This is a genomic window from Kitasatospora sp. NPDC004614, assembly GCF_042873675.1.
GTDB lineage: Bacteria > Actinomycetota > Actinomycetes > Streptomycetales > Streptomycetaceae > Kitasatospora.
The window spans coordinates 327,540-353,058 of sequence record NZ_JBIALR010000004.1; the positions used below are offsets into that span (position 1 = coordinate 327,540).

Genomic DNA, 25,519 nt, shown 5'->3' on the forward strand with positions numbered 1-25,519 from the left:
AGAGGATCGTGACATGGCCGGCCACGGAGCACCCAACCTGTCCCTGAAGAACTGCGCCGACCTGCGGGTCGCGATCATCGCCGCGCAGTGGCACGAGCAGGTGATGAACGGACTGCTGGACGGCGCGCACCGCGCGCTGAAGGAGGTCGGGATCGAGGCGCCGACCGTGGTGCAGGTCCCCGGCACCTTCGAACTTCCGGTCGCCGCCAAGCAGTTGGCCGGCCGCGGGTACGACGCGATCGTGGCGCTGGGCGTGGTGCTGCGCGGCGGCACCGCGCACTTCGACTACGTCTGCCAGGGCGCGACGCTCGGCCTGACCCAGGTCGCGGTGGACACCGGCGTCCCGATCGGCTTCGGCGTGCTGACCTGCGACACCGAGGAGCAGGCGCTGGACCGCGCCGGGCTGCCCGACTCCGTCGAGGACAAGGGACACGAGGCGGCCACCGCCGCCGTCGCCACCGCCGCGGCGCTGCGCGAGGTGGTCGAGCCCTGGCGTTGAAATGGTCATCGCACCGTGGACGGTCCGTTCCGATGTCCAACGGACTGTCCACGGTGCGGAACCGTTTACCGCCCGTCAGCCCGCACCCCGTAAGGTGAGGTCATCATGGCTTCCAAGACATTCGAGGCGCTCTTCACCGAGCTCCAGCAGAAGGCCGCCACCGGCGACCCCGAGACCTCCCGCACCGCCCAGCTCGTGCAGCAGGGCGTTCATGCCATCGGCAAGAAGGTCGTCGAGGAGGCCGCCGAGGTCTGGATGGCCGCGGAATACCAGTCGCCCGAAGAAGCGGCGGAGGAGATCTCCCAGCTCCTCTACCACGCCCAGGTGATGATGATCGCCCGCGGGCTGACGCTCGAAGACGTCTACAAGTACCTGTAAATCCCCACCACCGCACGCAGTCGACGAAGGGTTCGCCTCTCATGCTCCGCATCGCCGTCCCCAACAAGGGTTCGCTCTCGGGTCCCGCGGCGGAGATGCTCCATGAGGCCGGATACCGGCAGCGCAAGGACGCCAAGGAACTCGTCCTGGTCGACCCGGACAACCAGGTCGAGTTCTTCTTCCTGCGCCCGCGCGACATCGCCGTCTACGTCGGCTCCGGCCGGCTCGACGTCGGCATCACCGGCCGCGACCTGCTGCTGGACTCCGCCTCGGTCGCCGAGGAGGTGCTCGCGCTCGGCTTCGCCGCCTCGACCTTCCGGTTCGCCAGGCCGGTCGGCGCCGAGATCTCCACCGTCCAGGACCTGGACGGCCTGCGGATCGCCACCTCCTACACCGGCCTGGTCGAGCAGCACCTCGCCGAGCACGGCGTGAAGGCCACCGTCACCAAGCTGGACGGCGCCGTGGAGACCGCCGTGCACCTGGGCGTCGCCGAGGTGATCGCCGACGTGGTGGAGACCGGCACCAGCCTGCGCAACGCCGGCCTCGAGGTGTTCGGCGACCCGATCCTGGTCTCCGACGCCGTGGTGATCCGGCCCAAGGGCGCCGGCGAGGACCCCGCCGTCGAGCAGTTCCTGCGCCGCCTGCAGGGCGTGCTGGTGGCCCGCCGCTACGTGCTGATGGACTACGACATCAAGGCCGAGAACGTCGGCGCGGCCGTCGCGCTCACCCCCGGCCTGGAGTCGCCGACCGTCTCGCCGCTGCACACCGCGGGCTGGGTCGCGGTCCGCTCCATGGTGCTCCGCAAGGAGGCCCAGCGGATCATGGACGACCTGTGGGCGATCGGCGCCCGCGCCATCCTGGTCACCAACATCCACGCCTGCCGCATCTGATCCGACCTCGGGCGGGTCCACCTCTCCGGTGGCCCCGCCCTTTTCCGGGAGCCACCCGTGTCTGTGTCCACCCCCGCCTCCGCCGTCCTGCCCGTGACCTGGGCCCCCCGCCGCAACCGCGCCGTGCTGCTCACGCTGTGCGCCGTGATGGTGGTGCTGTTCACCGTGCTCGCCGTCGCGCTGCCGGAGAACTGGCTGTTCAGGGACCGGGCGATGATGGTGATCAGCGGACTGCTGTTCGCCGGGGTCGGACTGATGCTGGCCCGGCCCAAGGTGGTCGCCGACGCCGACGGGCTGACCGTGGTCAACTTCGTCCGCAGCCGCCGCCTGTCCTGGGCCGAGATCGTCCGGGTCAACCTCAAGCACGGCGACCCGTGGGTGATGCTCGACCTCGCCGACGGCACCGCGCTGGCCGCCGTCGGCATCCAGCCCGCCGGCGGCCGCGACCAGGCCGTCACGGCCGCCCGCACGCTGCGCGACCTGGTCGAGGAACACGGCGCGAAGCAGGCCTGACGAGCCCCCCGGCAGGCGGTCGAGCGGGCCTGACGCGGGCCCCGGCCGTCCGCCGAGCAGGCCCCGAGAACCGTTCCGGTATCGTCTACGCTGGTAAAACCGCGGCAAAGCCCCCATGTGTCCAGCTTTCCGCGCCCACCCGCGACCTGAGGAGTGACACCTCCCCTCGATGGACGATCCGTCCGGTAGTACCCGCGCCGCCACGCACATTCCGAGCCAGAAAAGGCGGGCGGCCCGATGACCACCGCCTGGCTCCTGCTGCTCGCGGCATCCCTGCTCATCCTCGCCAACGGCCTGTTCGTGGCCGCCGAGTTCGCGTTCGTGACCGCTGACCGCGGCACCGTGGAACGCGCCGCGGCCACCGGTGACAGCCGGGCGAAGAGCCTCTCCAAGGCCCTGCACCAGCTGTCCTTCCAGCTCTCCGGCGCCCAGCTCGGCATCACCATCACCTCACTGGTGGTCGGCATGCTCGCCGAGCCGGCGCTGTCCACCCTGCTCTCGCCGGTGTTCACCGCCGTCGGCCTGCCCGACGCGGCGGCCCGCGGCACCGCGCTGATCGTCGGCCTGGTGCTCGCCACCGTGCTGCAGATGGTGATCGGCGAACTCGTCCCGAAGAACTGGGCGATCTCCCACCCGATGCAGGTCGCCTACGCCGTGGTCGGACCGCAGCGCGTGTTCTCCGCCGCCTGCCGCCCGCTGATCGCGTTCCTGAACGGCTCCGCCGACCGGATCGTCCGGGCCTTCGGCGTCGAACCGCAGGAGGAACTCGGTCACGCCCGCACCGCCGACGAACTCGTCGCGCTCGCCCGGCACTCCTACCAGGCCGGCGCGATGGACGAGGAGTCGACCGTCCTGTTCGTGCGCACCCTCGGCCTGCGCGAGCTGACCGCCGAATCCGTGATGACCCCGCGGATCGACGTCTCCGCGCTCCAGGAGGACGCCACCGCCGGCGACGTGCTCAACCTCACCCGGGCCACCGGGCTGAGCCGCTTCCCGGTGTACAGCGACAGCCTGGACAACGTCACCGGCACCGTCACGCTCAAGGACGCCCTCGCCGTCCCCGCCGCGCGCCGCGACCACACCAAGGTCCGGCACCTGGCCTCTCCGCCGCTGCTGGTCCCCGAGACGCTGCCCGTCGAGCGGCTGCTCGACCTGCTGCGCGGCCGCGAACCGATGGCCGTGGTGGTCGACGAGTACGGCGGCACCGCCGGCGTCGCCACCATCGAGGACATTGTCGAAGAGGTGGTCGGCGAGGTCCAGGACGAGCACGACCCCGAGGACACGCCCGACCTGCGCCCGCTCGAGCCGCAGGACGGACTGCCGGTCTGGGACGCCGACGGCCGGGCCCGGCTCGATCAGCTCGCCAAGATCGGCCTGCACGCCCCCGACGGACCGTACGAGACCCTCGGCGGACTGCTCTCCGACCTGCTCGGCAAGCTCCCCGCCGTCGGCGAGAGCGCCGAACTGCCGGACTGGAAGCTGACCGTGACCGCCGTCGACCGGCACCGCACCAGCCGGGTCGAGGTGCGCCGCATCCACTCCGAGAACGAGAACGACGACCAGGACGGTCACCGATGAGCGCCCTGCAACTCGCCTTCTCGCTGTTCCTGCTGCTCGGCAACGCGTTCTTCGTCGGCGCCGAGTTCGCCGTCATCTCGGTGCGCCGCAGCCAGATCGAACCGCTCGCCGAGGCCGGCGACAAGCGCGCCCGCACCGTGCTGCACGCGCTGTCCAACGTCTCCGCGATGCTGGCCGCCGCCCAGCTCGGCATCACCGTCTGCTCGCTGCTGCTCGGCGCGCTCGCCGAGCCGACCATCGCGCACCTGCTGGAGCCCGCCTTCCACGCGGCCGGCGTGCCCGACTCGGCGATCCACCTGCTCAGCTACGCCATCGCGCTCAGCCTGGTGGTGTTCCTGCACATGGTGATCGGCGAGATGGTGCCGAAGAACCTGGCGCTGGCCGGACCGGAGAAGGCCGTGCTGTGGCTCGGCCCGCCGCTGGACCGCCTCGCCCGCTGGCTGGCCCCGGCGATCAGCTTCCTGAACGCCTTCGCCAACGGCGTGCTGCGGCTGTTCCGGGTCGAGCCCAAGGACGAGGTCAACTCGGTGTTCACCAGCGAACAGCTGCTGCACCTGCTGGCCGACTCCGGCGAGGCCGGCCTGCTGGACGACACCCGCCGCGAACGCCTGGAGGACGCCCTGGAGATGGGCAGCCGCCCCGTCACCGAGGTGCTGCTGCCCGCCGACCAGCTGGTCACCGTCGGCCGGGACGTCACCGCCGAGCAGATCCAGGAACTGGCCGTCCGCACCGGCTTCTCGCGCTTCCCGGTCACCGACGAACAGGGCGCCGTGCTCGGCTACCTGCACGTCAAGGACTCGCTGGAGGTCGACGACCTGACCGCGCCCGTCCCCGACCGGCTGTGGCGGCCGATCACCGTGCTGCGCCCCGGCCTGCCGCTGGACGACGCGCTCGCCGCGATGCGCCGCGCCGCCGCCCACCTGGCCGCCGTGGTCGACGCGGAGGGCAACCAGCTCGGCCTGGTCGCCCTGGAGGACGTCCTGGAGGAACTGGTGGGCGAGGTCCACGACCCCGACCACCGCCCCCCGTCGGCCACCCAGCGCTGACCACCCGCCCCGGCCCCGTCGCAGTCAGCTGCGGCGGGGCCGAGGCGTCTCCTAAACCGGGTGCGGGGCCCGAAAGGCCGCTGACATACTGCGTCGGCCGATTGCCCACGGACCGGCCGGTCCGCCACCGGAGGAACCCCGATGTCCAGCTTCGACGTGCTCGTCGTCCTGCCGCCGATGCCGCCCGAGCAGTACGAGGCCGCGCTGGCCGAGGTGATGGAGCCGTACAACGCCCAGGACGGCACGTACGACGAGGAGGACCCCAACGGCGTCCCCTGGGTGGAGGAGTTGCGGGCGGGCGGGGCGCTGCCGCAGGACGTCGAACTGACCTGGGCGCAGGTCGCCGACGCGTACAACGCGGCCCACGGATACGAACTGCCGCACCACAAGGCGCTGTACCTGGACGGGAACGGCCGGGGGTTCTGGCAGCGGGAGTGGAACCCGAACGGCCAGTGGGACCGCATGCTCGGGTGCCGGATCGAAGGCCGGTACTTCCTGCACCGGCCGGAGGCGGCCGGCGACCCGCGGCTGTGGAGCGTCGGCTGCCCGGAGCGGGACACCGACCGGGACCCGCTGCGCGGGCTGCCCTGGCGCTGCGACGGCGGCCCGCGCGGCCTGCTGGACTTTGACGCGCTGCGCGACGCCCTCGGCCGGCGCGCCGGGGAGGACTACGACGCGTGGCTGCCCGGCCGCGGTGACGATCCGATGAAGTGGCCGGTTCGATTCGCCGGAGGCCGGGCCGAGACCGTCGCCGAGGCCCGCGCCTCCGCCGTCGCCGGTTTCGCACTGCTGCGGCTGGACGGCACCTGGACCGACTACACCGACTGGCCCCGCGACAATCGCGAGGGCTACCAGCAGTACGTCGACGCCTACCTGGACGCCATCGACCCGGACGCCGTGGTACTGGCCGTCAACTGCCACTGCTGAACGGGCTCACCGCGCCGCCGGCAGCTCCACCGGGTACGGCTCGGCGAAGTCGGCGGAGCGGCTGACCTGCTCCCAGGCGGTGGCCTCGGCGAGCTGGCGGCGGGAGTACTCGAGGGCCATGGTCACCGCGTTCACGCCGAGCAGCAGGTGGCTGGGGAGCTCGCCGCCGCGGACCGTGCGGACGATGATCTCGGCGGCGCGCTCCGGGTCGCCGGCGGCCCCGGCCTCGCCCTGGCGCATCAGCCGGTTCATCGCGCCGACCGTCTGGTCGTAGGCCTCGGGGACGGGGTGCGCGGTCATCGAGGCGCCGGCCCAGTCGGTGGCGAAACCGCTCGGTTCGACCACCAGGTACCGGATGCCGAACGGCGCGGTCTCGGTGGCCAGGGTGCGGGTGAAGCCGTCCACCGCGAACTTGGCGGCCTGGTAGGAGGCGATGCCGGGGGAGCCGCCGACCCGCCCGCCGACCGAGGAGAACTGCACGACGGTGCCCGACCCCTGGCGGCGCAGGGCGGGCAGGGCGGCCTTCGTCACGTGGTAGACGCCCCAGAAGTTGGTCTCGAACTGGGCGCGGAAGTCGGCGTCGTCCGAGGTCTCCACCGGTGAGACGTTCGCGTAGCCGGCGTTGTTCACCAGCACGTCGATGCGGCCGAAGCGGGCGAGCGCGGCGTCGATCGCAGCCTGCGCCGCGGTGGGGTCGGTGACGTCCAGCGGGACGGTGAGGACGCGGTCGCCGTACTCGGCCAGTTCCGCGGCGAGCGGCTCGGGGCGGCGGGCGGTGGCGACGACCAGGTCGCCCGCGTCGAGGACGGCGGTGACCAGGGCGCGGCCGAAGCCGCGGGACGAACCGGTGATGAACCAGACCTGCTGGTGGGTGGTGCGCGCTTCTTCGCTCATGGGTTTAGTACAACACTGTTCTCTTATTATCGCAACGCCGTTGCGTTAGCGGCTCCTAGAATGGCCCCATGACTCAGCCAGCCTTCCAACGTGCCCGCAGTGCCGAGGCCAAGCAGGCGCGCGAAGGAGCGATCCTGGACGCGGCCCGGGCGCTCGGCGAGGGGCGCGGCATCCGCGACGTCACGCTCACCGACATCGCCGCCGAGGTGGGCATGCACAAGTCGGCGCTGCTGCGGTACTTCGAGACCAGGGAGCAGATCTTCCTCGAACTCACCGCCCAGGGCTGGCGGGAGTGGTCCGGCGCGCTGCGCGCCGGCCTCGCGGCCCGGGAGCGGGCCACGCCCGCCGAGATCGCCGAGCTGCTCGCCGCCACGCTGTCGGCCCGCCCGATGTTCTGCGACCTGCTCGCGCAGGCCCCGCTCAACCTGGAGCGCAACGTCTCGCTGGAGGCGGTGCGCGCCTTCAAGCTCGTCACGCTGGACGAAGTCGCCCTGATCGGCGCCGAGTTGAACCGCCTGCTCGGCCTGACGGAGCAGCAGGTGCTCGACCTGGCCGCCACCGCCACCGGCATGGCCGGCGCCCTGTGGCAGATGGCCACCCCCGGCCCGCGACTCCAGGCCCTCTACGCGGGCGACCCCCGGCTCGGCCACGCGATCGTCGAGGTCGAACCCCGGCTGCGCCGCATCCTCGCCGCCTACCTCACCGGCACGGCGCCGGACGCCCCTGCGGCGTGAGACGGTGCGCCGCGGCCCCTCCAGTAGCATTTCGTTCGGCCGAACTGAAGGCATGGAGGGCGCGTGCAGCCGTCAAGGGATCAGCTCCTCTCGGAACTCGCCGACGCGGGACGGGAGTTCAGCAATGCCGCGGTGATGCACCACGCGGCCGTCAGTGAACTGCTGGGCCTGAGCACGGCCGAGGAGAAGACGCTCGACCTCGTCCGGCGCGACGCCCCACTGACCGCCGGCGATCTGGCCGCGCGCACCGGACTCGCCCCCGCCACCGTCACCGGGCTGGTCGAGCGGCTCGAACGCAAGGGCTTCATTCAGCGGACCCGGGACGCCAAGGACCGGCGCCGGGTGCTCCTGGAGACCGTCCCCGGCCTCGAAGTCGTGTTCGCCCCGCTCTTCGCGCCCTTCGCCGCCGGTGTCGCCGAACTCCACCACCAGTACCCGGACGCGGAACTCGCCACGATCCTCGACTTCCTGCGCCGCGCCGCCGGCCTCCAGCGCGAGGCCACCTCCGGTCTCGTCGCCGACTTCCAGCCGGAGGCCACTGACGGTCTCGCCACTGACGCCCAGCCCGGGGCCGCAGACGTCCAGCCCGAGGCCGCAGACGTCCGGCCCGGGGCCGCCGGCGGTCTCGCCGAGGAGAACTGACGGCTCAGGCCTGGCGCGTGGCCGGGTGGCGTCACTGCCGCCCGTCGATCAGCTCGCCGTACGCCTGGAGGAGATCCGGCAGCCGCAGCGTCGCCAGATCCTCCCGGGAGGGGACGCCGCGCTGGCCGGAGAGCCGCAAGTCCCGGTAGGCGCAGGACTTTTCGTACAGGGTGCGGATGAACCGGCCGTTGCCGAGCTGGTCGATCCAGCCCTCGGTGACCACGTGGCCGCAGATCGAGGTCAGCTCCTCGGCCGCGTCCACGTCCCACTCGTCGCCGTCCGTCCGCGCCAACTGGGCGCCGATCTCCGCGAGTTCGGCCGGGCGGTAGGACGGGAAGTCGACCCGGGTGGTGAACCGCGAGTTCAGGCCCGGGTTGGTCGCCAGCAGCCGGTTCATGCCCTCGGGGTAACCGGCCAGGATCACCACCAGCCGGTCCCGGTTGTCCTCGGCCCGCTTCAGCAGCACCTGCAGCGCCTCGTCGCCGAACGCGTCGCCCTTGCTGTAGCCGGAGTTGGCCAGCGAGTACGCCTCGTCGATGAACAGCACGCCGTCCAGCGCCGAGTCGATCAGCTCGTTCGCCTTCACCGCCGTCTGCCCGAGGAACTCGCCCACCAGGTCGGCTCGTTGGGCCTCCACCAGATGATCCCCGGAGAGCAGCCCGAGCGCGTGGAAGACCCGGCCGAGGATCCGCGCCACCGTGGTCTTGCCGGTGCCCGACGGCCCGGAGAACACGAAGTGCCGTTTCGGCGGCTGCACCGGCAGCCCCCGGTCCGCGCGCAGCCGCGCCATCCGCAACTGCGCCGACAGCGCCCGGACCTGACGCTTCACCGGGTCCAGGCCGACCATCGCCTCCAGCTCCGCCAGCGCCTGGTCCAGCTCCAGCCGGGCGGCCGGCCCCGGATTCGGCCCGGTGGGCGGAATCGCCGCCGCCGCGGGCCAGTTGCCCAGCCGCAGGGGTAACGGCGAAGGGCCGGACGCCCGTTCGGCCAGCTGCCCGCCGCGCGGCTCCCCGGCCGGCGGCTGGGCCCGCTCCGGCCCGCCGTCCTCCGCCGGATCGAACGCGGCATCCGCCAACTCGACGGCGGCCTCCACCGCGGCGCCCCGGTACTCGCCGTACGACTCGCCGTACGCCGCGCCGTCCAGCAGCCCGTCCTCGGCGGAAATCGCCGCCAGCCGCTGCTCGGTGTCCATGAACGCCGGATCGGTCCGGTGCACCGCCCGGTACAGCGGCAGCGCCGCCGCGGTGCGCCCCGCGCCCTCGTACGCCCGGCCCAGCCAGTAGCGCAACTCCTTGCGCTGCGGCTGCTCGGAGCGGCAGCGGGCCAGCGAGGCCGCCAGCGGGCGCTGCGCCTGCGCGCACATGTCGAGCCGGACCCGGGCCATCCCCGCGAACAGGCCGGCCTCGATGCCCAGCACCGGATCGTCCAACAACCGGTCGGTGTCCCGGATCAGCTGCTCCCAGTCCTTCAACAGGTAGCAGCGGCAGGCGTGCAGGAAACGCACCGCCGGCTCCTGCTCCGGCGTCGGACATTCCGTCAACGCCTGGTCCAGCTCGGTGAGATGACGCCCGTCCAGCCAGTGCGAGGCGTACGCCAGCGCGAGATCCTGCGCGCTCTCCAGCACCGGCTGCACCCACCAGCCCAGCCAGTACCAGGAACTGAGCGGACGGCGGTGCCGCTCGCGCTGCTCGCCGAACCGCTCCCGGTGCCGGTGCATCGCCAGCAGCGCGCCCGCGGTGTCGCTGCGCAGCGCGTGCAGGCCCAACCAGGCGTCCGCCATGCCGGGATCGATCCGCACCGCCGCCCGGAACTCCTCCTCGGCGCGGGCGTACGAGCCGGCCGTGTAGGCGTCCATGGCACGCGACCAGGAGCGGTCGGCCTCCGGATCCGGCCCCGCCGCGGCGGGCCCCTTGCCGCCGGAACTCTCCACCGTCACTGACGCCCCCCGCCAGACCTCGGGCCGCTTACAAACGGGCCTGCGTGGGCATGGTACCGGCGCGGAGCTGATCCGTAAGGGTGCCGCGCGTGTCAAATGGCGCGAGACGATCGGGTGTTGGGGCGTGGGGCGCCGCCCGGCGCGAAGGAAAACGGCGTCTCCGACTCACGGGGGAACAAGTCGGAGACGCCGGTCTATGGTTGCGGATTCAACTGATTTCCGCGACAAGCAGAACTTAGATCCTGACGACGCCGCAGGTCAAGAGTGGTTCAACCGGTTCACTCAGGGTGTCCCCGACGATCCGCCCGGTGATCCCGTCGACCCGCAGCGAAGCGAACGGGCGGCTCGGATCGGCGGCGAAATGCGCCCGCTCCGCCAGCGCCCAACCCGCCCAGAACTCGGCCAGTTCCGGACCGTCGCGCAGCTCCCCGCGCGCCCGCGCCGCCGCCGCGTCCAGCTCCATCCACAGCAGCGCCGCCAGCGCCGGACGCACCGCCCGCCGGCCCGCGCCCACCCCCTCCAGCAGCACCACCGGGGCCGGCGGCACCTCGCGCACCGGGCCGAACTCCCGCGCCGTCCAGTCGTACACGCCGTGCCGGGCCGCCTCGCCCCGCCCCAGCGGATCCAGCACCTGGGCCCGCAGGCGGCCCACCCAGCCGAACGGCTCCCGGTGGGTCGCCAGATCGTCCAGGTGCACCACCGGCGCACCGCCGAGCGCCGCCGCGAGCCGCCCCGCGAAGGTGGTCTTGCCGGAACCGGCGTGCCCGTCCACCGCGACCAGCCGCACCGGGCCCAGCGACGGCGGCAGCGCGAGCAGGCCCGCGGCCAGCGCGGACAGGTCGGGGAAGGCATCGCTCATCCGGCCAGCCTACGTGGCCGGGAAGGGCTCTCCCGGAGGGCGCCGGCCCCGCGGCACCCTCGACGGGATCCGGCGGCTCAGGCCGCCCGGCGGTCGCGCTGCGCGGGCACCAGCGCCCGCACCGCGCGGTGGGCACCCGCGTGCGAGAACGGCTGGGTGCGCCAGTCCAGCGCCGTCGGCAGCGTCACCAGGTTCTCCGGGCCGGCCTGCTCGGGCTGCTCCTCGGACTCCGGCAGGTCGGCCGTCGGCGTGCCGGTGCCCCGGCAGATCGCCGACTGGAAGGGGTTCCACGCGGAGGGCAGCACCGCGTGCTGCGGCAGCCGCTCCTCGTCCCCGATCAGGGCGATCGGACGGTCGCAGGCCGGGCAGTGCACCCGGACGATCTCCCAGTTGTCGGCCGCACCCGCGTCCGTCCCCAGGGACAGCTCGGGCGCGCCGGGTTCGTCCTCGACGTCGGAACGCTGGTCGGTGGAAGGCATCTGATCCCCCTCGGATCGGGCCGGAGTCACTCGTTGTCCGGGCCACCAGCAGCACTTCCCGCTGACGGCGTGTCATAACCCTGCGCTCCGGCGCACGGTGATGCACCACATGTGTTCCTCGCCACATTCCGTTGGCATGTGCCCCCCGAATGCGCCCCCAGCGAGCTCGCTGCACAGCCCGGTAAGGATCGAGTAGGTTGACGCCTTGTGGAGGAACTCGACCAGCGCATCGTCCGGCTGCTGCTGCAGGACGGACGGATGAGCTACACCGACCTGGGCAAGGCCACCGGCCTGTCCACCTCGGCCGTGCACCAGCGGGTGCGCCGCCTCGAGCAGCGCGGCGTCATCCGCGGCTACACCGCCATCGTCGACCCGGAGGCCGTCGATCTGGCGCTCACCGCGTTCATCTCGGTCAAGCCCTTCGACCCGAGCGCGCCCGACGACACCCCCGACCGGCTGGTCGGCCTCCCCGAGATCGAGGCCTGCCACAGCGTCGCCGGCGACGAGAACTACATCCTCAAGGTCCGCGTCCCCGGCCCCGGCGACCTGGAGGACCTGCTCGCCCGGATCCGCTCCGCCGCCGGCGTCTCCACCCGCACCACCGTCGTCCTCTCCACCCCGTACGAGGCCCGCCCCCCGAAGCTCTGACCGTCCGTGGTGCGAGACTGGTCGCCATGACCGAACGCACCGACCGGACCGTCCTGCTGCGCGGCGGCAACGTCTACAGCCCCGCCGACCCCTTCGCCACCGCCATGCTGGTCGAGGGCGAACACATCGCCTGGGTCGGCAGCGACGGAGCCGCCGAGGCGTACGCCGACGTCGCCGACGAGATCGTCGACCTCGCCGGCGCCCTGGTCACCCCCGCGTTCGTCGACGCCCACGTGCACGCCACCTCCACCGGCCTCGCCCTCACCGGCCTCGACCTGACCGCCTGCGCCTCGCTCGCCGACGCGCTCACCGCGATCGCCTCCTTCACCGACGGTTTCGGCGACGGCATCCTGCTCGGCCACGGCTGGGACGAGACCCGCTGGCCCGAGCACCGCGCCCCGTCGCTCGCCGAACTCGACGCCGCCGCCGGCGGAGCCGCGCTCTACCTGTCCCGCACCGACGTCCACTCCGGCCTCGCCACCAGCGCCCTGCGCGCCCTCGTCCCGACGCTGGCCGACTGCGCCGGGTACTCCGCCGACGGCCCGCTCACCCAGGACGCCCACCACGCCGTCCGCCGCGCCGCCCTCGCCCACCTCACCGCCGCCCAGCGCCGCGACGCCCAGCTCGCCACGCTGCGCCGCGCCGCCGAACTCGGCATCGGCGCGCTGCACGAGTGCGCCGGCCCCGACATCTCCTCCGTCGAGGACCTCGCCGCGCTGCTCGCGCTGGCCGCCGAGACCGACGGCCCCGAGGTCTTCGGCTACTGGGGCGAGCTCGGCGCCGCGGGTGTCGAGACCGCCAAGCGGCTCGGCGCGGTCGGCGCCGGCGGCGACCTGTTCGTCGACGGCGCGCTCGGCTCGCACACCGCCTGCCTGCACGACAGCTACGCCGACACCGATCACACCGGCGTCGCCTACCTGACGGCCGAGCAGATCGCCGAGCACGTCGCCGCCTGCACCGAGGCCGGCCTGCAGGCCGGGTTTCACGCCATCGGCGACGCCGCGATCACCGCCGTCGTCGAGGGCGTGCGCGCCGCCGGGGAGAAGCTCGGCGCCGAACGCGTCAAGGCGATGCGGCACCGCGTCGAGCATGCCGAGGCGCTCACCCCGGAGACCCTCGCCGCGTTCGCCGAACTCGGCCTGACCGCCTCCGTCCAGCCCGCCTTCGACGCCACCTGGGGCGGCCCCGACGGCATGTACGTCGAGCGCCTCGGCGCCGAACGCGCCGCGCAGCTCAACCCGTTCGCGGCGATGCTGCGGGCCGGCATTCCGCTGGCCTTCGGCTCCGACGCGCCCGTCACCCCCCTGGACCCGTGGGGCACCGTCCGGGCCGCCGCGTTCCACCGCACCCCCGAGCACCAGATCTCGGTGCGCGCCGCGTTCACCGCCCACACCCGCGGCGGCCACCGCGCCCTCGGCCACGACACCGACGGCGTGCTCGTCCCCGGCGCGGTCGCCTCCTACGCGGTCTGGGCCACCACCGACCTGGTCGTCCAGGCCCCCGACAACCGCATCGCCGGCTGGTCCACCGACCCGCGCTCCGGCACCCCCGGCCTCCCCGACCTCACCCCCGGCGAGCCCCTCCCCACCTGCCTGCGCACCGTCGTCTGCGGGCGGACGGTGCACACCCACCAGGCCTAGCAGGCCCTCTCCACGCGTGATGTACCTTTCGGGGGACGTCGTACGGAGTAGAGAGATGGTGCGCAGGTGGCACTGCCCGTTTCGCAGGAGCGCCCCGTGACCGGGCAGCAGCCGGAGGACGGGGCGCCGGCGCGCCGCGGCCGCGGGGGATGGTGGGCCCGGACCGGCCTGGCCGCGGTGTGCGGGACGGCGATGGCGTTCGCGTTCCCGCCGTACGACGTGTGGCCGCTGTCGATCCTCGGGGTGGCGGCGCTGACGCTGCTGACCCGGGGCCGGCGGGCCCGGCACGGCGCCTGGCTGGGCTACGTGTTCGGGCTGCCGTTCTTCGTGGTGCTGCTGTCCTGGCTGCGGGTGGTGGGCTGGGACGGCGTGGTCGGCCTGTCGGCGATCGAGTCGGTGTTCTTCGCGCTGATGGGCGCGGGCCTGGCGCTGACCTCGAAGCTGCGCGGCTGGCCGCTGTGGGGCGCGATGCTCTGGGTGACCCAGGAGTGGGCGCGCGACCGGCTGCCGTTCGGCGGCTTCCCGTGGGGCCGGCTGGCGTTCGCCAACACCGCCAGCCCGTTCACGCCGCTCGCCGCGCTCGGCGGCGCCCCGCTGGTGACCTTCGCGGTCGCCTCCTGCGGCGCGCTGCTGGCCTGGGCGGCGCTGTGCGTGCTGCGGGCCCGCCGGGCCGGAACCGCCGTACTGCCGTGGCGCACCGCCGTGGGCAGCCTGGCGGCCGTCGGACTGGTGCTGGTCGGCTACGCGGTGCCCGTGCCGACCACGGCCGCCGACACCGTGAAGGTCGCGATCGTCCAGGGCAACGTGGACCGCCCCGGCATGGACTTCCTCGGCCGGCCGATGCTCGTCCTGAACAACCACGCCAAGACCACCGAGCAGCTCGCCGAGGACGTCGCGGCCGGCCGGGTGCCCAAGCCCGACGTGGTGATCTGGCCGGAGAACGCCTCCGACCTCGACCCGTTCACCGACCCGGCGGCCTACGCCCGGATCGACCAGGCCGTGAAGACCATCGGCGTCCCCACCCTGGTCGGCGCCCTGGTCGACGGCCCGGACCAGCAGCACGTGCGCAACGAGGGCATCGTGTGGGACCCGAACTCCGGCCCGGGGGAGTCCTACACCAAGCAGCACCCGGTGCCGTTCGGCGAGTACGTACCGTTCCGCGCCGAACTCTCCAAGGTGATCACCCGCCTGCAGCGGGTCGCCCGCGACTTCTACCCCGGCACCGGCAGCGGCGTCATGCACCTGGGCCCGGCCCGGATCGGCGACGTGATCTGCTTCGAGGTGGCGTACGACGAGATCGTCCGCGACACCGTCAACCAGGGCGGCCGGGTGCTGGTGGTGCAGACCAACAACGCCACCTACAACAACACCGGGCAGACCGAGCAGCAGCTGGCGATGTCCCGGCTGCGGGCGGTCGAGCACGGCCGGGCGGTGCTGATCGCGGCCACCAGCGGCGTCAGCGCGGTGATCACCCCGGACGGCGTGGTCGAGCAGCGCACCAAGGAGCTCGACCAGGAAGTGCTGAGCGCCGTGGTGCCGCTGCGCGACGGCCAGACGGTCGCCGACAAGGTCGGCGCCGGGCCGGAGTGGGTGCTCGCCCTCGGCGGCCTGCTGGCCTGCGGCTTCGCCGCCGCGGCCGGGTGGCAGCGGCGCCGGGCGGCCAAGCGGGCCTGAGCGGGCGTTCGGCGGCTCGGGGCGGTCCTGGCGCGTGCTGGGCCGCGCCCGGCCGCTTTGGGCCTCCGTGGAACCGGTCAGCGGCAGGTCAGGGCCGGGGCGGCGGAACACCCGGCGCCGCCCAGGTCAGGGCCGGGGCGGCGGAACACCCGGCGGTGCCGGGCCGTTGTCCAGGGTGGTGCCGTGAACGCGGCCGGAGTCGCCGGCCGCCGCTGAGAGCACCGCGATGGAGTGGATCCGTACCGTGTCCCAGCAAGCAACCTCGGCCCGTCCGACCCGGCGCGGGCGCATCGCCCGATTCGTGCCGCTGATGATCGCCGCCTGGCTGGTGCTGGAGATCTGGCTGGTCACCGTGGTGGCCGGCTGGGTGGGCTGGTTCCTGACGCTGGTGCTGCTGCTCGCCGGAGTGTTCCTCGGCGGCACGGTGATCAAGCGCGCCGGGGTACGGGCGTTCCGCGCCGCGGTCGAACTGTCAAAGGACCCGCAGTCCGCGCAGCCGCAGACCGGCACCTCGATGACGGTGCTGGCCGGCGTCCTGCTGATCCTGCCGGGCTTCCTGTCCGACCTGCTGGCCGCCACCCTGCTGCTCCCGCCCACCCGCGCCGTGTGGCGCGCCGCCGCCCGCCGGCTCACCGGCACGGTGCTGCGCTCCACCGCCCCGGTCGGCGCGGACCGGTTCGCCGACGCGATGCGCCTGCAGGAGCAGCTGCGCATCCACCGCCCCGACGGCAAGGTCGTCCAGGGCGAGGTCGTCGACCCGCCGGCCGGCCCGAAGGGCCCGGACACCGAGTACCGGCCGCCGATCGCCCCCTGACCCCGGTCACTCTCCCCGCTTCTCACTCTCCCCGCTTCGGATCGCTCCGGAGCGGGGAGTTTTTTGTTCCTCGCTCCGGAGCCGGGAACGCTCGCGCCGGAGCCGGGAACGCCGAAGGGCCCCGGAACTTCCGGGGCCCTTCGGCAGTGGTGCGGTGTCGCGTCCGTCAGGCGGACTTGCGGGAATCCCGCGGGTGGACCGCCAGGTTCATCCCACCGGAACGGAGTACGGCCAGGCGCTCGGCCAGAACCTCCTCCAGCTCCTCGCGGGTCCGGCGCTCCATCAGCATGTCCCAGTGGGTGCGCGTGGGCTTGGTCTTCTTCTCCTCGGGCTCCTCACCGTCGAGGAGTGCGGCCTCCTGGCCACAGAAGCGGCATTCCCACACCACGGGGATCTCCGCCTCGACCGAGAACGGCACCTCGAATCGGTGTCCGTTCTGACATGCGTACTCAACGGTCTGGCGCGGTGCCAGATCAATACCGCGGTCGGTCTCGTAGCTGGTCGCCCCGAGTCGCGTGCCGCGGAGAGCTCGCTCGCTCATGAATCGTGCCTCCCGGGCTTCTTGCCCACAGGACTAGTGGTCGCTGTCTTCGTCGATGGGTCCAACGCTCGACCTCCGACGAAGATTCCCGTCCGGGACATACGTCGCCTGTCGTGCCGCCCCTGTTTGTACCCATGGTCGCCCGATTTGTCACATCTGCGCGGTGATATCACCCGGCGTGTCACATTTTGTGCACTTCTGGTCGGCGTGAATCGGGGGCAACCGCGCGGGTCCGTCAGGCCGGACGCGACTGTGTCGGGGCGGCGTCCTTGGTCAGCTGCACCGCGGCAACCTCCGCGGCCACCTCAACGGCGACCAACGGGTCGGACTCGGCGGGCTCGGCCGCGGTCGGGGCGGGCGCCTCGATCGGGCTGTCGCGGTGCGGCAGCAGCGCGATCACCGCCTCGCGCAGGGCCGGCGGGGCCTCGTCGTCCAGCGGGTCCACCGTGACCGGGACCTGGACCCGGACCGGGGAGGCGGTGCCGAGCCGGGCGTAGCCGCGGCCGGGCGGGGTGTGCGCGGCGGGCGCGATGTCCAGTGGGACGCCGAGCCCGGCCGAGCCGGACTCGGAGGTGACCGGGCCGAGCACCATCCGGGCCCGGGTGCAGGTGTGCACCGTGGCGGCGATCCGGTGCCGGGCGTCCAGGTCGTCCACGAACACCACCGTGACGCGCGCCGCCCGGCCGTGCCGCAGCGGCACCTCCAGCAGCTCCTGCGGGTCGGTGCGGCCCTCGGCGTGGGCGAGTTCGGACAGCTCGGTGAGGTGGTCCAGCAGGATCCACAGCGGCCGGGTGACGTCCGCCGGCGCCGGCACCCCGTGGTGGCGGGCCGCGTTCAGCGCGATCAGCCGGCGCTCGGTCTCCTTCGCCACCCACTCCAGCGCGGCCAGCGCCCCGTGCAGGCTGGTCTCCACGGTGTACACGCCCGGACGGTTCACCAGGCAGGCGTGCTCGCCGGTGCTCGCGCCGTCCACCACCACCAGGTCGCCGTACGGCAGCGCCTGCAGCGCGATCGAACGCAGCAGCGTCGAGGTGCCGTAACCGGCGGCGCCCAGCGCCAGCAGGTGCGGCTCGGCCGAGCGCGGGCCGACCCGCCACACCACCGGCGGCTGCTGCTCGGTCACCCCGCCCTGCTCGACCGGGATGGTGCGGTGGTGGCTGCCCGCGCCGTCGGTGAAGCCGAGCACGATCTCGCCCGGCGCGGTGACGAAACGCTGCGCCACGATGTCGGCCGGCAGCGGCGCCAGCGAGGTCACCCGCAGCCGGTTGATCTCCTCGTCCCAGTCGAAGCGGTACTCCCTGGAACGGCCCGCCTTGCCCTGCACCACCTGCTCGATCCGGGCCCGGGCGGCGGGCTCGGTGTCGGTGAAGTACGCCGGGTAGGAGATCTCCAGTGCGGTGAGCCGCCCGTCCGGGTCGAACTCCCAGCCGGAGAACGCGGCCCGCCACTCGCCGTCCAGCCGGTACAGCGCGAACGGCTCGTCGAACCCGCCGAGGTACGGGGTGAGCGCCGCGTACAGCGCGGTCAGCTTGACGTCGGCGTGGTCCGGCTGCGGCTCGGCGGCGGACTTGGGGCTGCGGCCGACCCAGGCGGCCGAGGCGACCAGGGCGATCAGTGCGATCAGCGGGCCGTGCGGCAGCAGGAAGACGCCGAGCGTGACGGCCGCGCCGACCAGCAGCGTCGGGCCGCGGCGCTCCTTCGGGGTGGCCGCCCAGCGGGTCTTGGCCCAGTCGGCGTGGCGGAGCAGGCCGCGGCCGATCAGCGTCAGCGGCGTGAACACGTCGGCGGCGTGGTCGCCGGCCGTGCGGGCGAGGTCGCGGCCCCGGTGGAAGTGGCGGATGAGGGACATGCTGGCTCCCGAGGCGGGTGGTGTTTCGACGGTCGGTCGGTCGCCGGCGGGGATGCCCCGGGTCGGCGAAAGGCCCGGGGCGGTGGGACCTCCGCGCCCGGGCCGCAAGGAGGTGGGGCCGGTCAGAACTTCAGGCCGCCGATCAGGCTGGCCAGGCTCGCGCCGCCCGCCTGAATGCTCGGGGCGATCGAGGAACCCGCGACGTAGAAACCGAACAGTGCGCACACCAGGGCGTGCGAGATCTTCAGCCCGTCCCGGCGGAAGAACAGGAAGGCGATGACGCCGAACAGCACGATGCCTGAGATGGAGAGAATCACGGGATGCTCCTCACGGGGGCGGGGACAAGTTGACAGAAAGTGCCTTAATGGTGACAAAAAGTAATAGATGATGGTGTGCGGCAAACGGGTTGACCCCGAGGCGCCCGGCCGGAAATCGCTTGAACGGCGGTTTCGGGGCGCACCCCGAACGGCCGTCCGGATGCGCGGGGCCGGCCGCCCGCCGAAAGGCCGCCAGGAAGCGGCCCGTACCCTTGACCGACATGGAGATCCGCACCACCGGCTTCGGACACCCCGACGCCCAGAAGCTCGCCGCCGACGTCCAGCAGGAGTACGTCCTGCGCTACGGCGACGGCGACCAGACCGCCATGCACACCGACCACTTCGACCCGCCCGCCGGGCTGTTCGTGATCGGCTACGTGGACGGCGAGCCGGTGGCCTGCGGCGGATGGCGGGTCAAGGAGCGCGACGCGGACGGCCTGCGCGACGGCGACGCCGAACTCAAGCGGATGTACGTCGTCCCCGCCGCCCGCGGCAAGGGCTACTCCCGTACCCTGCTGCGCCACCTCGAACAGGCCGCGATCGCCGCGGGGCGGACACGGCTGGTGCTGGAGACCGGCACCCTGCAGCCCGAGGCGGTCGGGCTGTACAGCTCCGAGGGGTACGTCGAGATCCGCAAGTTCGGCTACTACAAGGACCACGAGCTCAGCATCTGCATGGGCAAGGAACTCGTCGGCGCGGAGGCCGACTTGAGCGCCGGCGCACGGTAACTTTCGGGTTCTCACGGCCGGTTGAGTTCGGCTCGTGCCGCACCGCGCCTTCCGGGCGGCCGTTCGGGCGAAAACGTCTGGCGGGGGAGGGGGCGGTGCGGCATCGTGGCGGGCGATGAACGAGAACAGTGGGCATGGCGAGTTGAGCGAGGCCGAGCTCGGGCGGATCGCCTCGCGGCTGGTGGCGGTCGAGGGAATCGTCGGCGTCTGCCTGGGCGGTAGCCGGGCGCGGGGGGCGCATGTTGCGGGTTCCGACTACGACTTGGGGTTGTACTACCGGCCCGGTGAGTTGGACACCGATGCGCTGCGCCGGCTGGCGGCCGAACTCTGCGGCGGGCCCGTCGAGGTGACCGAGCCCGGCGGCTGGGGTCCCTGGGTGGACGGCGGGGCGTGGCTGGATCTGGGTCCGGTGCGGGTCGACTGGATCTACCGGGACGTTGCCCGGGTCCGCGAGTACGCCGCCGAGGTGCGGGGCGGGCGTTACGTTCAGGGCCAGCAGGCCGGGCATCCGTACGGGGTGCCGTCGTACGCGTACGTCGGCGAGTTGGCGATGGGACGGGTGCTGGCGGACCGGGCCGGGTCGTTGGCCGCGCTTCAGGGCGAAGTGCGGGAATTCCCGGCCGAGTTGGCGCGGCGGTTGGAGGCGGACGCCGGGTGGGAGGTGCCGTTCGCGCTCGCCAATGCGCGCAAGGGGGCGCGGCGCGGCGATGCCGGTTATGTGCAGGGCTGCCTGTTCCGGGCGGTCGGTCTGCTGGTGCACGCGCTGCACGCGCGGGACGGGCGGTGGCTGGTGAACGAGAAGGGGGCGATCGCCTCGGCCGGGCAACTCCCTTCCGCGCCACCGGACTTCGAGCGGCGGGCACAGGCGTTGTTCGCCCCTGGCGGGGCCGACCCGGCGGCGCTCGGTGCGGTGCTGGACGCGGCGGAGAAGCTGGCGGGCGAGGTTCTGGCCGGGGCGGGGGTCTGAGATGGCGGCATTCGTCGAACTGACCACGCCCCGGCTGCTGTTGCGCCAGTGGCAGGACAGCGACCTGGACCGGTGGGCGGAGTTGAACGCCGACCCCGAGGTGCGACGGTATTTCGGTGCGGTGATGACCCGGGAGCAGTCTGCGGGGGCGCTGGAGGCGTTTCGGGCGGAGCTCGCCGAACGTGGCTGGGGCTGGTGGGCCGTCGAACTCCGGGACGGGGGGCGGTTCCTGGGGTTCGCCGGGCTCGATCCGGTGGACGAGGAGGCGCCGGTCGAGGGCGTCGAGGCGGGCTGGCGGCTGCACCGGGACGTGTGGGGCCACGGTTACGCGACGGAGGCGGCGCGGGCTGTACTCCGGTACGGATTCGAGGAGTTGGCGCTGCCGGAGATCCTGGCGCTGATCGCGGCCGGGAACGCTCCGTCGCGGGCGGTGGCGGAACGCCTGGGCATGACGTACGACCCGGCGGCGGACTTCGAGGATGTGACGCTGCCGCCGGGGGAGCACCGGCGGACGGTGGTGTACCGGCTGAAGCGCTAGAGGACCGCTGCCCAGAAGGACGCCTCGTACGCCTGCATCATGACGGCGGCGTGCCGGGCGTCCTCGGCGGATTCGCCTTCGTCGAGGGCGAGTTGGAGGAGGCCGAGGGCGGTGGGTTCGAAGTCCGGGGGGAGGGTGGCGAAGTAGCGGAAGAAGGCGGTGGCTTCGGCGGAGAGTCCGTAGTGGACGGGGAGGGCCTTGGCGAGGCGGGCGCAGTAGCCGCCCCAGAAGCCGAAGTTGGCGAGGAGGGCGAGGACGGTCTCGCCGAGGCGGCCGTTCTGGGAGAGCCAGGCGAGGTAGTGCGGGTAGGTCTGCGCGGCCGGGCGGGGGCGGTAGGCGGCCAGGTCGGCGGGCGGGAGGCCGACGGCGGTGGCGAAGGGGGTGAGCAGGTCGAGTGCCTGGCCTTCGCCCTCCGCGAGCCCGAGGAAGAACGCGGCGGAGGTGGGGGAGCTGTCGGCGTGGCGGGCGGCGATCAGGGCGAAGGAGCGGCGGTCGCTGTGGATGATCCGGTACTCCTCGCCGGCGATCCGGCGCAGTGCCTCGACCGGTGCGGTGCCGGCCTCCGCCAGTTCGACGAGGCGGTTGTGGGCGGCGGCCGGGGCGAGTTCGGCGACGGTGCGCTCGTACAGTTCCCGTGCGTTGGTCATGGGGCACCTCCGGCGGCGGGACTGGTGCGGACACCGCCCATGGTAGGGGCGGTGTCCGCGGCCGCCGGAGCGCCACACCGGGGAACGGCGTTCGCGCTCAACGGTGTTGTGCGGGCGTCAGGGGGTCCGGGTGAAGGTGCCGACGATGGTGGTGGCCCCGAGGACGTACGGCTGGATCGCGGCGGTGACCTCCTCGTACGTCAGCCCCGCGGTCGGGAGGGTCGGGGTGGAGAGCGCGTAGAGCGTGAAGACGTAGTGGTGGGGCTGGCCCGTGGCGGGCGGGCAGGGGCCGCCCCAACCGACTATCGGGTCGCCGAAGCTGTTGGCGCCCGGGGTGAACTGGGCAGTGCCGTGGCCGTCGATGCGGCGGGCGGAGCCGGGGATGTCGTAGAGCACCCAGTGGTGCCAGCCGCCGGCCCGCGGCGCGTCCGGGTCGTTCACCAGCAGCGCGTAGCCCTGTGTGCCGGCAGGGGAGTTGCGCCAGTTCAGCTGGGGCGCGAGGTTCTTGCCGCGGCAGGGCGAGTCCTCGATGCCCGGCCAGCCGAATTCCGTCCACGCCGGGAGCTTGCCGCCGTCGCGGAAGTCCGGGCTGGTGAGGGTGAACGGCGTGAGGCGGGCCGTCGAGGAGGTGTCCGACGCCGGGGCGGCGGCAGTGAGCGTGCAGCTGATGGTCAGCGCGGCAGCGGCGATGGCGGCCGTGCGCAGCGCGGGCAGGCGAGAGATGATCAACTTGACCCCCGTGTCGTTGATTTGACGCACCGTCACGTATGGGCAGTGCGGCGGCCGTCAGCTAACCGGCCATTCGGCGGGCGGTCAAGAGTTTGCGCACTGAGGATCTCGTGACGCGCCAACTGTCGGCCGGGTGGAAGGTGCGGCGGGCGCGGCGGATCAAGGTGGCGAAGCGGTCCGGGTGTTGGAGGGAGAGCAGGTGGCCGCCGGGGGTGCGGAACAGGCGGGAGTGGCGGGTGGCGGCGTGGACATATCGAGCAGCGGTGGGCGGCGGCCGGTCGCCTCGCGGGTCTCGAGGACGGCGTCGTGCGCGGCGGCGCCCGCGGCGTCGAGGGTGAACGGGCAGGTGGCGAGGGTGCCGTGGCCGGGGAGGTCCGCGGCGCTGACGCGGAAGTCGGGGGTGAGGCGGCGGACGTGCGGGCGCCGCACGGTGGCGGACAGGCGGATGCCGTGGACCAGCACGATCGGGCTGGTCACGGGTGGGCGGGGTGCGTCGACTCGACGGCGGCGCGCAGGCGTTCGAGGGTGGCGCGCATGCCGGTGCGGTTGATCTCCGCGCGGTCGGTGGGTCGGGTGCCGGTGAAGGCGCGGCCGAGGAACTCGGTCAGGCGGGAGCCCCGGCCGGTGCGCAGGTCCTCCCAGTATTCGGTGACGCGGACGGCGTCCGGCCCGTCCGGCTTGATCAGGTAGCCCCAACTGGCCACCGGGAGGCCGAAGACGGCCACCCGGAAGGCGAACTCCTGCGGCGCCCTGGCGGTGCTGACCCGGCAGTCGGTGAACCACACGAACGGGCCCTTGCGGTTGAAGCCCAGGAAACGGGTGCCTTCGGTGACCGGTCCGCGGCCCAGTGTCCGGATCGCGAAGCACTCCGGGCTCCAGCGGGCCAGGTTCCGGATGTCGCGGAGCGCGGCGTACACCGACTCGGCGGAGGCGTGCACCGTCACGCTCTCCCGAAGGGTCCATTGGCGGGTCATGCGTACCTCCGATGGGGTGGGGGTCCGGACTGTAATCGGTGCGCGGAGAGCGGCGCAAGAGCGGCGGGTGTCGCCAAAAGTGCTGGTGGGGACGGTACTTGACGGTTCGGGAGAGTGCTCGCTAGCTTGGAACGAGACGACTCGTTCCGAGCTGTGGGGCGAGTGGAGACGGGAGGGTGGATCGTGCGGATACCGGTGCCGGGCGCCGAGGCGCTGGCCGCGACGGTGACGGTGCCGGACGGTGTACCCACGGCGGTGCTGATGCTGTGGCCCGCGCTCGGGGTGCCGGCCGGCTACTACGCGCCGTTCTGCGCCGAGTTGGCCGCGCGCGGCGTCGCCACGGTGGCGGTGGACCTGCGCGGGCAGGGCGAGAGCGGGCCGCCCGCCGACCGTCGCACGACGCACGGCTACCACGCGCTGGCCGCCCGGGACTTCCCGGCGGTGACGGCGGCGGCCCGGGCCAGGTTCGGGCCGGACGTGCCGCTGTTCCTGCTCGGCCACAGCATCGGCGGGCAGGCCGCCGTGCTGGCCGCCGCGCGCGAACCCAAGGCGGTGGACGGCCTGGTGCTCGTCGCCTCCGGCACCGTGGACTTCCGGGGCTTCACCGGCATCGCCCGCCTGCGGGTACTGGCCAGCACCCAACTCCTCGCGCTGATCGCCACGTTGTGGGGCTACTGGCCCGGCCACCGGCTCGGCTTCGGCGGCCGCCAGCCCGCCCGGCTGATGCGCGACTGGGCCCGCCTCGGCCGCACCGGCCGCTTCGCGCCCGCCGGCGCCGACCTCGACTACGAACAGGCCCTGGCGGCGCTCTCCCTGCCCGTCCTCGCCGTCTCGCTCCCGGGCGACCACCTCGCCCCCGCGAGCGCGGTCGACCGCCTGGTCGCCAAGCTCCCCGCCGCCCAGGTGGAGCGCCGCCACCACACGCCCGCGAACGGCGAATCCGCCGACCACGTCCGTTGGGCCCGCTCCGGCGGCGGGATCGCCGAACTGATCACCGGCTGGCTGGCCGGGCGCTGACGAGAACAGACGGAGGCAAGGACACCCATGGGGGAGAAGCGGAATCTGCTCCCGCTGTCCGAGGAACAGGGCGCGCCCGTAAGGGACTTGGCGGCCCGGGAACGGATCCTGGAGACCACGCTGCGGGTGCTGTCCCGGGTCGGCTACGCGAGGGCGACGGTCGGCGGCATCGCGCAGGAGGCCGGCGTCGGCAAGGCCACCGTCTACCGGTCCTGGCCGCACAAGGCCGCACTCACCCTGGACGCCGTACGCACCCGGCTGCCGGACATCCCGGTGGACGACCTCGGCGACAGCCCGCGCGAAATCCTCGCCGTGGCCCAGGCGCTGGCCGGCCTCTACGGCGCCCCACAGGTCCGGGCCATTCTGCCTGCGCTGATCTCGGACGCCGCCACCGACCCCGAACTCGCCCACCGCCTGCGCACCGAGCTCATCGAGCCCCGCCGCGACCGCTCCGCCACCGTCCTGCGCCGCGCCGTCACCCGGGGCGTCCTCCCTGCCGACACCGACGTCCTCACCCTGCTCGACATGTGGGCCGGCCTGATGCTCTTCCGCGGCATCGTCCTCGACGGCGACCTCGACGAGCAGGGCGTCCAGGCCCTGGTGTCGGCCGCGCTGGCCTCCCCGCCAAGGGTGCCGTGAGAAGCCGAAAGGGCCGGCCCGCGGCGCAGGTTCTAGGAGTCGTTGCAACACCCCAGTTCAGGGGATGTATTGGACTTCGAGATCCGTGAGGACCGGACGGCTCAGGGGCGTGTGAAGCTGAGTCGGGAGCGGGAGGCATACTCCCGGCTCATGCAGCAGGGCTACACCAATGCGCAGGCGTGTCGGGTCGTCGGCATCGACAGCAGGACCGGCCGCAAGTGGCGCAACGGCCGCAGTGCGGACCGTCGACAGAAGGCGGCGCCACCGATCAACGCGGTGGTGCCGCCTTCCGGTCCGTCCAGGTACCTGACCGAGGACGAGCGCCTCCACATCGCCGACCGGCTGCGGGAGAAGGCCACGATCCGGGCGATCGCCGCGGAGCTGGGCCGCAGCCCCTCCACGATCAGCCGGGAGGTCCGCCG

At 73.1% G+C, this 25,519-nt stretch carries 30 protein-coding genes; 19 read left to right on the forward strand and 11 right to left on the reverse strand.

Features of this window, described 5'->3' with window-relative positions; genetic code table 11:
* The first annotated feature begins 13 nt into the window (after nucleotides 1-13).
* The 7 genes from ribH (at nucleotide 14) to ACFYST_RS13710 (ending at nucleotide 5,831) form a co-directional block, all read left to right on the forward strand.
* Entirely contained in the window at nucleotides 14-499 is a 486-nt protein-coding gene (gene ribH, locus ACFYST_RS13680) for a 6,7-dimethyl-8-ribityllumazine synthase (RefSeq protein ID WP_387642705.1), read from the forward strand.
* 105 nt (nucleotides 500-604) lie between these two features.
* Nucleotides 605-877 (forward strand): phosphoribosyl-ATP diphosphatase, encoded by a 273-nt coding sequence (locus ACFYST_RS13685; protein ID WP_387642704.1) that lies wholly within the window; start codon nucleotides 605-607, stop codon nucleotides 875-877.
* 41 nt (nucleotides 878-918) lie between these two features.
* Nucleotides 919-1,767, forward strand: a complete 849-nt coding sequence (hisG, locus tag ACFYST_RS13690) for an ATP phosphoribosyltransferase (protein ID WP_387642703.1) — start codon at nucleotides 919-921, stop codon at nucleotides 1,765-1,767.
* Nucleotides 1,768-1,824: 57 nt separating this feature from the next.
* Nucleotides 1,825-2,280, forward strand: coding sequence for a PH domain-containing protein (locus ACFYST_RS13695; RefSeq protein WP_387642702.1), 456 nt, complete (start codon nucleotides 1,825-1,827; stop codon nucleotides 2,278-2,280).
* 237 nt (nucleotides 2,281-2,517) lie between these two features.
* Nucleotides 2,518-3,858, forward strand: coding sequence for a hemolysin family protein (locus tag ACFYST_RS13700; RefSeq protein WP_387861879.1), 1,341 nt, complete (start codon nucleotides 2,518-2,520; stop codon nucleotides 3,856-3,858).
* Nucleotides 3,855-4,904: a hemolysin family protein gene (locus ACFYST_RS13705; RefSeq protein WP_387861881.1), complete on the forward strand. Its 1,050-nt coding sequence runs from the start codon at nucleotides 3,855-3,857 to the stop codon at nucleotides 4,902-4,904. The genes ACFYST_RS13700 and ACFYST_RS13705 overlap by 4 nt, the downstream gene beginning before the upstream one ends.
* 141 nt (nucleotides 4,905-5,045) lie before the next feature.
* Nucleotides 5,046-5,831 (forward strand): hypothetical protein, encoded by a 786-nt coding sequence (locus tag ACFYST_RS13710; protein WP_387861883.1) that lies wholly within the window; start codon nucleotides 5,046-5,048, stop codon nucleotides 5,829-5,831.
* Between the two features lie 6 nt (nucleotides 5,832-5,837).
* Here ACFYST_RS13710 and ACFYST_RS13715 read toward each other — a convergent pair whose 3' ends face one another.
* The gene (locus ACFYST_RS13715; protein WP_387861884.1) at nucleotides 5,838-6,725 is read right to left on the reverse strand and encodes an SDR family NAD(P)-dependent oxidoreductase; all 888 of its coding nucleotides are present in this window, start codon (nucleotides 6,723-6,725) and stop codon (nucleotides 5,838-5,840) included.
* A gap of 68 nt (nucleotides 6,726-6,793) precedes the next feature.
* Between ACFYST_RS13715 and ACFYST_RS13720 the strand changes: the two genes are divergently transcribed.
* Together ACFYST_RS13720 and ACFYST_RS13725 are read left to right on the forward strand one after the other, a co-directional pair.
* Nucleotides 6,794-7,459, forward strand: coding sequence for a TetR/AcrR family transcriptional regulator (locus ACFYST_RS13720; RefSeq protein ID WP_387861887.1), 666 nt, complete (start codon nucleotides 6,794-6,796; stop codon nucleotides 7,457-7,459).
* A gap of 63 nt (nucleotides 7,460-7,522) precedes the next feature.
* On the forward strand, nucleotides 7,523-8,101 hold the full coding sequence (locus ACFYST_RS13725; RefSeq protein WP_387861890.1) for a MarR family winged helix-turn-helix transcriptional regulator: 579 nt from the start codon (nucleotides 7,523-7,525) through the stop codon (nucleotides 8,099-8,101).
* A 31-nt stretch (nucleotides 8,102-8,132) separates the two neighbouring features.
* Here ACFYST_RS13725 and ACFYST_RS13730 read toward each other — a convergent pair whose 3' ends face one another.
* The 3 genes from ACFYST_RS13730 to ACFYST_RS13740 all read right to left on the reverse strand — a co-directional run bounded on the left by ACFYST_RS13730 (nucleotide 8,133) and on the right by ACFYST_RS13740 (nucleotide 11,375).
* A complete protein-coding gene (locus tag ACFYST_RS13730; RefSeq protein ID WP_387861945.1) occupies nucleotides 8,133-9,956 on the reverse strand; it encodes an AAA family ATPase in 1,824 nt (607 codons plus the stop codon).
* A gap of 316 nt (nucleotides 9,957-10,272) precedes the next feature.
* On the reverse strand, nucleotides 10,273-10,896 hold the full coding sequence (locus ACFYST_RS13735) for a uridine kinase (RefSeq protein ID WP_387861891.1): 624 nt from the start codon (nucleotides 10,894-10,896) through the stop codon (nucleotides 10,273-10,275).
* 77 nt (nucleotides 10,897-10,973) lie between these two features.
* Entirely contained in the window at nucleotides 10,974-11,375 is a 402-nt protein-coding gene (locus ACFYST_RS13740) for a hypothetical protein (protein ID WP_387861893.1), read from the reverse strand.
* Nucleotides 11,376-11,582: 207 nt separating this feature from the next.
* Between ACFYST_RS13740 and ACFYST_RS13745 the strand changes: the two genes are divergently transcribed.
* From ACFYST_RS13745 to fxsA, 4 genes are all read left to right on the forward strand, one after another.
* Nucleotides 11,583-12,023, forward strand: coding sequence for an Lrp/AsnC family transcriptional regulator (locus ACFYST_RS13745; protein ID WP_387642693.1), 441 nt, complete (start codon nucleotides 11,583-11,585; stop codon nucleotides 12,021-12,023).
* A 26-nt stretch (nucleotides 12,024-12,049) separates the two neighbouring features.
* Entirely contained in the window at nucleotides 12,050-13,663 is a 1,614-nt protein-coding gene (locus ACFYST_RS13750) for an amidohydrolase (RefSeq protein ID WP_387861896.1), read from the forward strand.
* 96 nt (nucleotides 13,664-13,759) lie between these two features.
* On the forward strand, nucleotides 13,760-15,337 hold the full coding sequence (lnt, locus tag ACFYST_RS13755) for an apolipoprotein N-acyltransferase (protein ID WP_387861897.1): 1,578 nt from the start codon (nucleotides 13,760-13,762) through the stop codon (nucleotides 15,335-15,337).
* Between the two features lie 244 nt (nucleotides 15,338-15,581).
* Nucleotides 15,582-16,151, forward strand: a complete 570-nt coding sequence (gene fxsA / locus ACFYST_RS13760) for an FxsA family membrane protein (protein ID WP_387642690.1) — start codon at nucleotides 15,582-15,584, stop codon at nucleotides 16,149-16,151.
* Between the two features lie 166 nt (nucleotides 16,152-16,317).
* Here fxsA and ACFYST_RS13765 read toward each other — a convergent pair whose 3' ends face one another.
* The 3 genes from ACFYST_RS13765 to ACFYST_RS13775 form a co-directional block, all read right to left on the reverse strand.
* A complete protein-coding gene (locus ACFYST_RS13765; protein WP_073816413.1) occupies nucleotides 16,318-16,692 on the reverse strand; it encodes an RNA polymerase-binding protein RbpA in 375 nt (124 codons plus the stop codon).
* A 235-nt stretch (nucleotides 16,693-16,927) separates the two neighbouring features.
* Complete coding sequence (locus tag ACFYST_RS13770) at nucleotides 16,928-18,541, reverse strand: hypothetical protein (RefSeq protein ID WP_387861900.1); 1,614 nt, start codon at nucleotides 18,539-18,541, stop codon at nucleotides 16,928-16,930.
* A 122-nt stretch (nucleotides 18,542-18,663) separates the two neighbouring features.
* Nucleotides 18,664-18,858 carry a hypothetical protein gene (locus tag ACFYST_RS13775; protein ID WP_014134294.1) on the reverse strand — a complete coding sequence of 65 codons (195 nt, stop codon included), beginning with the start codon at nucleotides 18,856-18,858 and terminating at the stop codon, nucleotides 18,664-18,666.
* Nucleotides 18,859-19,079: 221 nt separating this feature from the next.
* Here ACFYST_RS13775 and ACFYST_RS13780 point away from each other — a divergent pair, with 221 nt between their 5' ends.
* From ACFYST_RS13780 to ACFYST_RS13790, 3 genes are all read left to right on the forward strand, one after another.
* On the forward strand, nucleotides 19,080-19,586 hold the full coding sequence (locus ACFYST_RS13780) for a GNAT family N-acetyltransferase (RefSeq protein ID WP_387861902.1): 507 nt from the start codon (nucleotides 19,080-19,082) through the stop codon (nucleotides 19,584-19,586).
* Nucleotides 19,587-19,701: 115 nt separating this feature from the next.
* Nucleotides 19,702-20,553 (forward strand): DNA polymerase subunit beta, encoded by an 852-nt coding sequence (locus tag ACFYST_RS13785; RefSeq protein WP_387861903.1) that lies wholly within the window; start codon nucleotides 19,702-19,704, stop codon nucleotides 20,551-20,553.
* A 1-nt stretch (nucleotide 20,554) separates the two neighbouring features.
* A complete protein-coding gene (locus ACFYST_RS13790) occupies nucleotides 20,555-21,091 on the forward strand; it encodes a GNAT family N-acetyltransferase (RefSeq protein WP_387861906.1) in 537 nt (178 codons plus the stop codon).
* Here ACFYST_RS13790 and ACFYST_RS13795 read toward each other — a convergent pair.
* From ACFYST_RS13795 to ACFYST_RS13810, 4 genes are all read right to left on the reverse strand, one after another.
* On the reverse strand, nucleotides 21,088-21,738 hold the full coding sequence (locus tag ACFYST_RS13795) for a transcriptional regulator (RefSeq protein ID WP_387861909.1): 651 nt from the start codon (nucleotides 21,736-21,738) through the stop codon (nucleotides 21,088-21,090). The two genes, ACFYST_RS13790 and ACFYST_RS13795, sit on opposite strands and share 4 nt — an antisense overlap.
* Nucleotides 21,739-21,855: 117 nt before the next feature.
* A complete protein-coding gene (locus ACFYST_RS13800; protein WP_387861911.1) occupies nucleotides 21,856-22,467 on the reverse strand; it encodes a YbhB/YbcL family Raf kinase inhibitor-like protein in 612 nt (203 codons plus the stop codon).
* A 159-nt stretch (nucleotides 22,468-22,626) separates the two neighbouring features.
* Entirely contained in the window at nucleotides 22,627-22,944 is a 318-nt protein-coding gene (locus ACFYST_RS13805) for an alpha/beta fold hydrolase (protein ID WP_387861913.1), read from the reverse strand.
* Entirely contained in the window at nucleotides 22,941-23,441 is a 501-nt protein-coding gene (locus ACFYST_RS13810; protein WP_387861916.1) for an SRPBCC family protein, read from the reverse strand. Before ACFYST_RS13810 ends, ACFYST_RS13805 begins: the two co-directional genes overlap by 4 nt.
* Nucleotides 23,442-23,624: 183 nt before the next feature.
* Here ACFYST_RS13810 and ACFYST_RS13815 point away from each other — a divergent pair, with 183 nt between their 5' ends.
* From ACFYST_RS13815 to ACFYST_RS13825, 3 genes are all read left to right on the forward strand, one after another.
* Entirely contained in the window at nucleotides 23,625-24,458 is an 834-nt protein-coding gene (locus ACFYST_RS13815) for an alpha/beta fold hydrolase (protein WP_387861918.1), read from the forward strand.
* A gap of 27 nt (nucleotides 24,459-24,485) precedes the next feature.
* Complete coding sequence (locus ACFYST_RS13820; protein WP_387861921.1) at nucleotides 24,486-25,097, forward strand: TetR/AcrR family transcriptional regulator; 612 nt, start codon at nucleotides 24,486-24,488, stop codon at nucleotides 25,095-25,097.
* A gap of 69 nt (nucleotides 25,098-25,166) precedes the next feature.
* A partial coding sequence (locus tag ACFYST_RS13825; protein ID WP_387861924.1) for a helix-turn-helix domain-containing protein occupies nucleotides 25,167-25,519 on the forward strand: 353 nt, incomplete at its 3' end.

Bases quoted from the DNA above. Each gene is read 5' to 3' on its own strand.
- ribH (WP_387642705.1), top strand. From the start codon at position 14: ATGGCCGGCCACGGAGCACCCAACCTGTCCCTGAAGAACTGCGCCGAC.
- ACFYST_RS13685 (WP_387642704.1), top strand. From the start codon at position 605: ATGGCTTCCAAGACATTCGAGGCGCTCTTCACCGAGCTCCAGCAGAAG.
- hisG (WP_387642703.1), top strand. From the start codon at position 919: ATGCTCCGCATCGCCGTCCCCAACAAGGGTTCGCTCTCGGGTCCCGCG.
- ACFYST_RS13700 (WP_387861879.1), top strand. From the start codon at position 2,518: ATGACCACCGCCTGGCTCCTGCTGCTCGCGGCATCCCTGCTCATCCTC.
- ACFYST_RS13705 (WP_387861881.1), top strand. From the start codon at position 3,855: ATGAGCGCCCTGCAACTCGCCTTCTCGCTGTTCCTGCTGCTCGGCAAC.
- ACFYST_RS13710 (WP_387861883.1), top strand. From the start codon at position 5,046: ATGTCCAGCTTCGACGTGCTCGTCGTCCTGCCGCCGATGCCGCCCGAG.
- ACFYST_RS13715 (WP_387861884.1), bottom strand. From the start codon at position 6,725: ATGAGCGAAGAAGCGCGCACCACCCACCAGCAGGTCTGGTTCATCACC.
- ACFYST_RS13720 (WP_387861887.1), top strand. From the start codon at position 6,794: ATGACTCAGCCAGCCTTCCAACGTGCCCGCAGTGCCGAGGCCAAGCAG.
- ACFYST_RS13730 (WP_387861945.1), bottom strand. From the start codon at position 9,956: ATGGACGCCTACACGGCCGGCTCGTACGCCCGCGCCGAGGAGGAGTTC.
- ACFYST_RS13735 (WP_387861891.1), bottom strand. From the start codon at position 10,896: ATGAGCGATGCCTTCCCCGACCTGTCCGCGCTGGCCGCGGGCCTGCTC.
- ACFYST_RS13740 (WP_387861893.1), bottom strand. From the start codon at position 11,375: ATGCCTTCCACCGACCAGCGTTCCGACGTCGAGGACGAACCCGGCGCG.
- ACFYST_RS13750 (WP_387861896.1), top strand. From the start codon at position 12,050: ATGACCGAACGCACCGACCGGACCGTCCTGCTGCGCGGCGGCAACGTC.
- ACFYST_RS13765 (WP_073816413.1), bottom strand. From the start codon at position 16,692: ATGAGCGAGCGAGCTCTCCGCGGCACGCGACTCGGGGCGACCAGCTAC.
- ACFYST_RS13770 (WP_387861900.1), bottom strand. From the start codon at position 18,541: ATGTCCCTCATCCGCCACTTCCACCGGGGCCGCGACCTCGCCCGCACG.
- ACFYST_RS13780 (WP_387861902.1), top strand. From the start codon at position 19,080: ATGGAGATCCGCACCACCGGCTTCGGACACCCCGACGCCCAGAAGCTC.
- ACFYST_RS13785 (WP_387861903.1), top strand. From the start codon at position 19,702: ATGAACGAGAACAGTGGGCATGGCGAGTTGAGCGAGGCCGAGCTCGGG.
- ACFYST_RS13790 (WP_387861906.1), top strand. From the start codon at position 20,555: ATGGCGGCATTCGTCGAACTGACCACGCCCCGGCTGCTGTTGCGCCAG.
- ACFYST_RS13795 (WP_387861909.1), bottom strand. From the start codon at position 21,738: ATGACCAACGCACGGGAACTGTACGAGCGCACCGTCGCCGAACTCGCC.
- ACFYST_RS13810 (WP_387861916.1), bottom strand. From the start codon at position 23,441: ATGACCCGCCAATGGACCCTTCGGGAGAGCGTGACGGTGCACGCCTCC.
- ACFYST_RS13820 (WP_387861921.1), top strand. From the start codon at position 24,486: ATGGGGGAGAAGCGGAATCTGCTCCCGCTGTCCGAGGAACAGGGCGCG.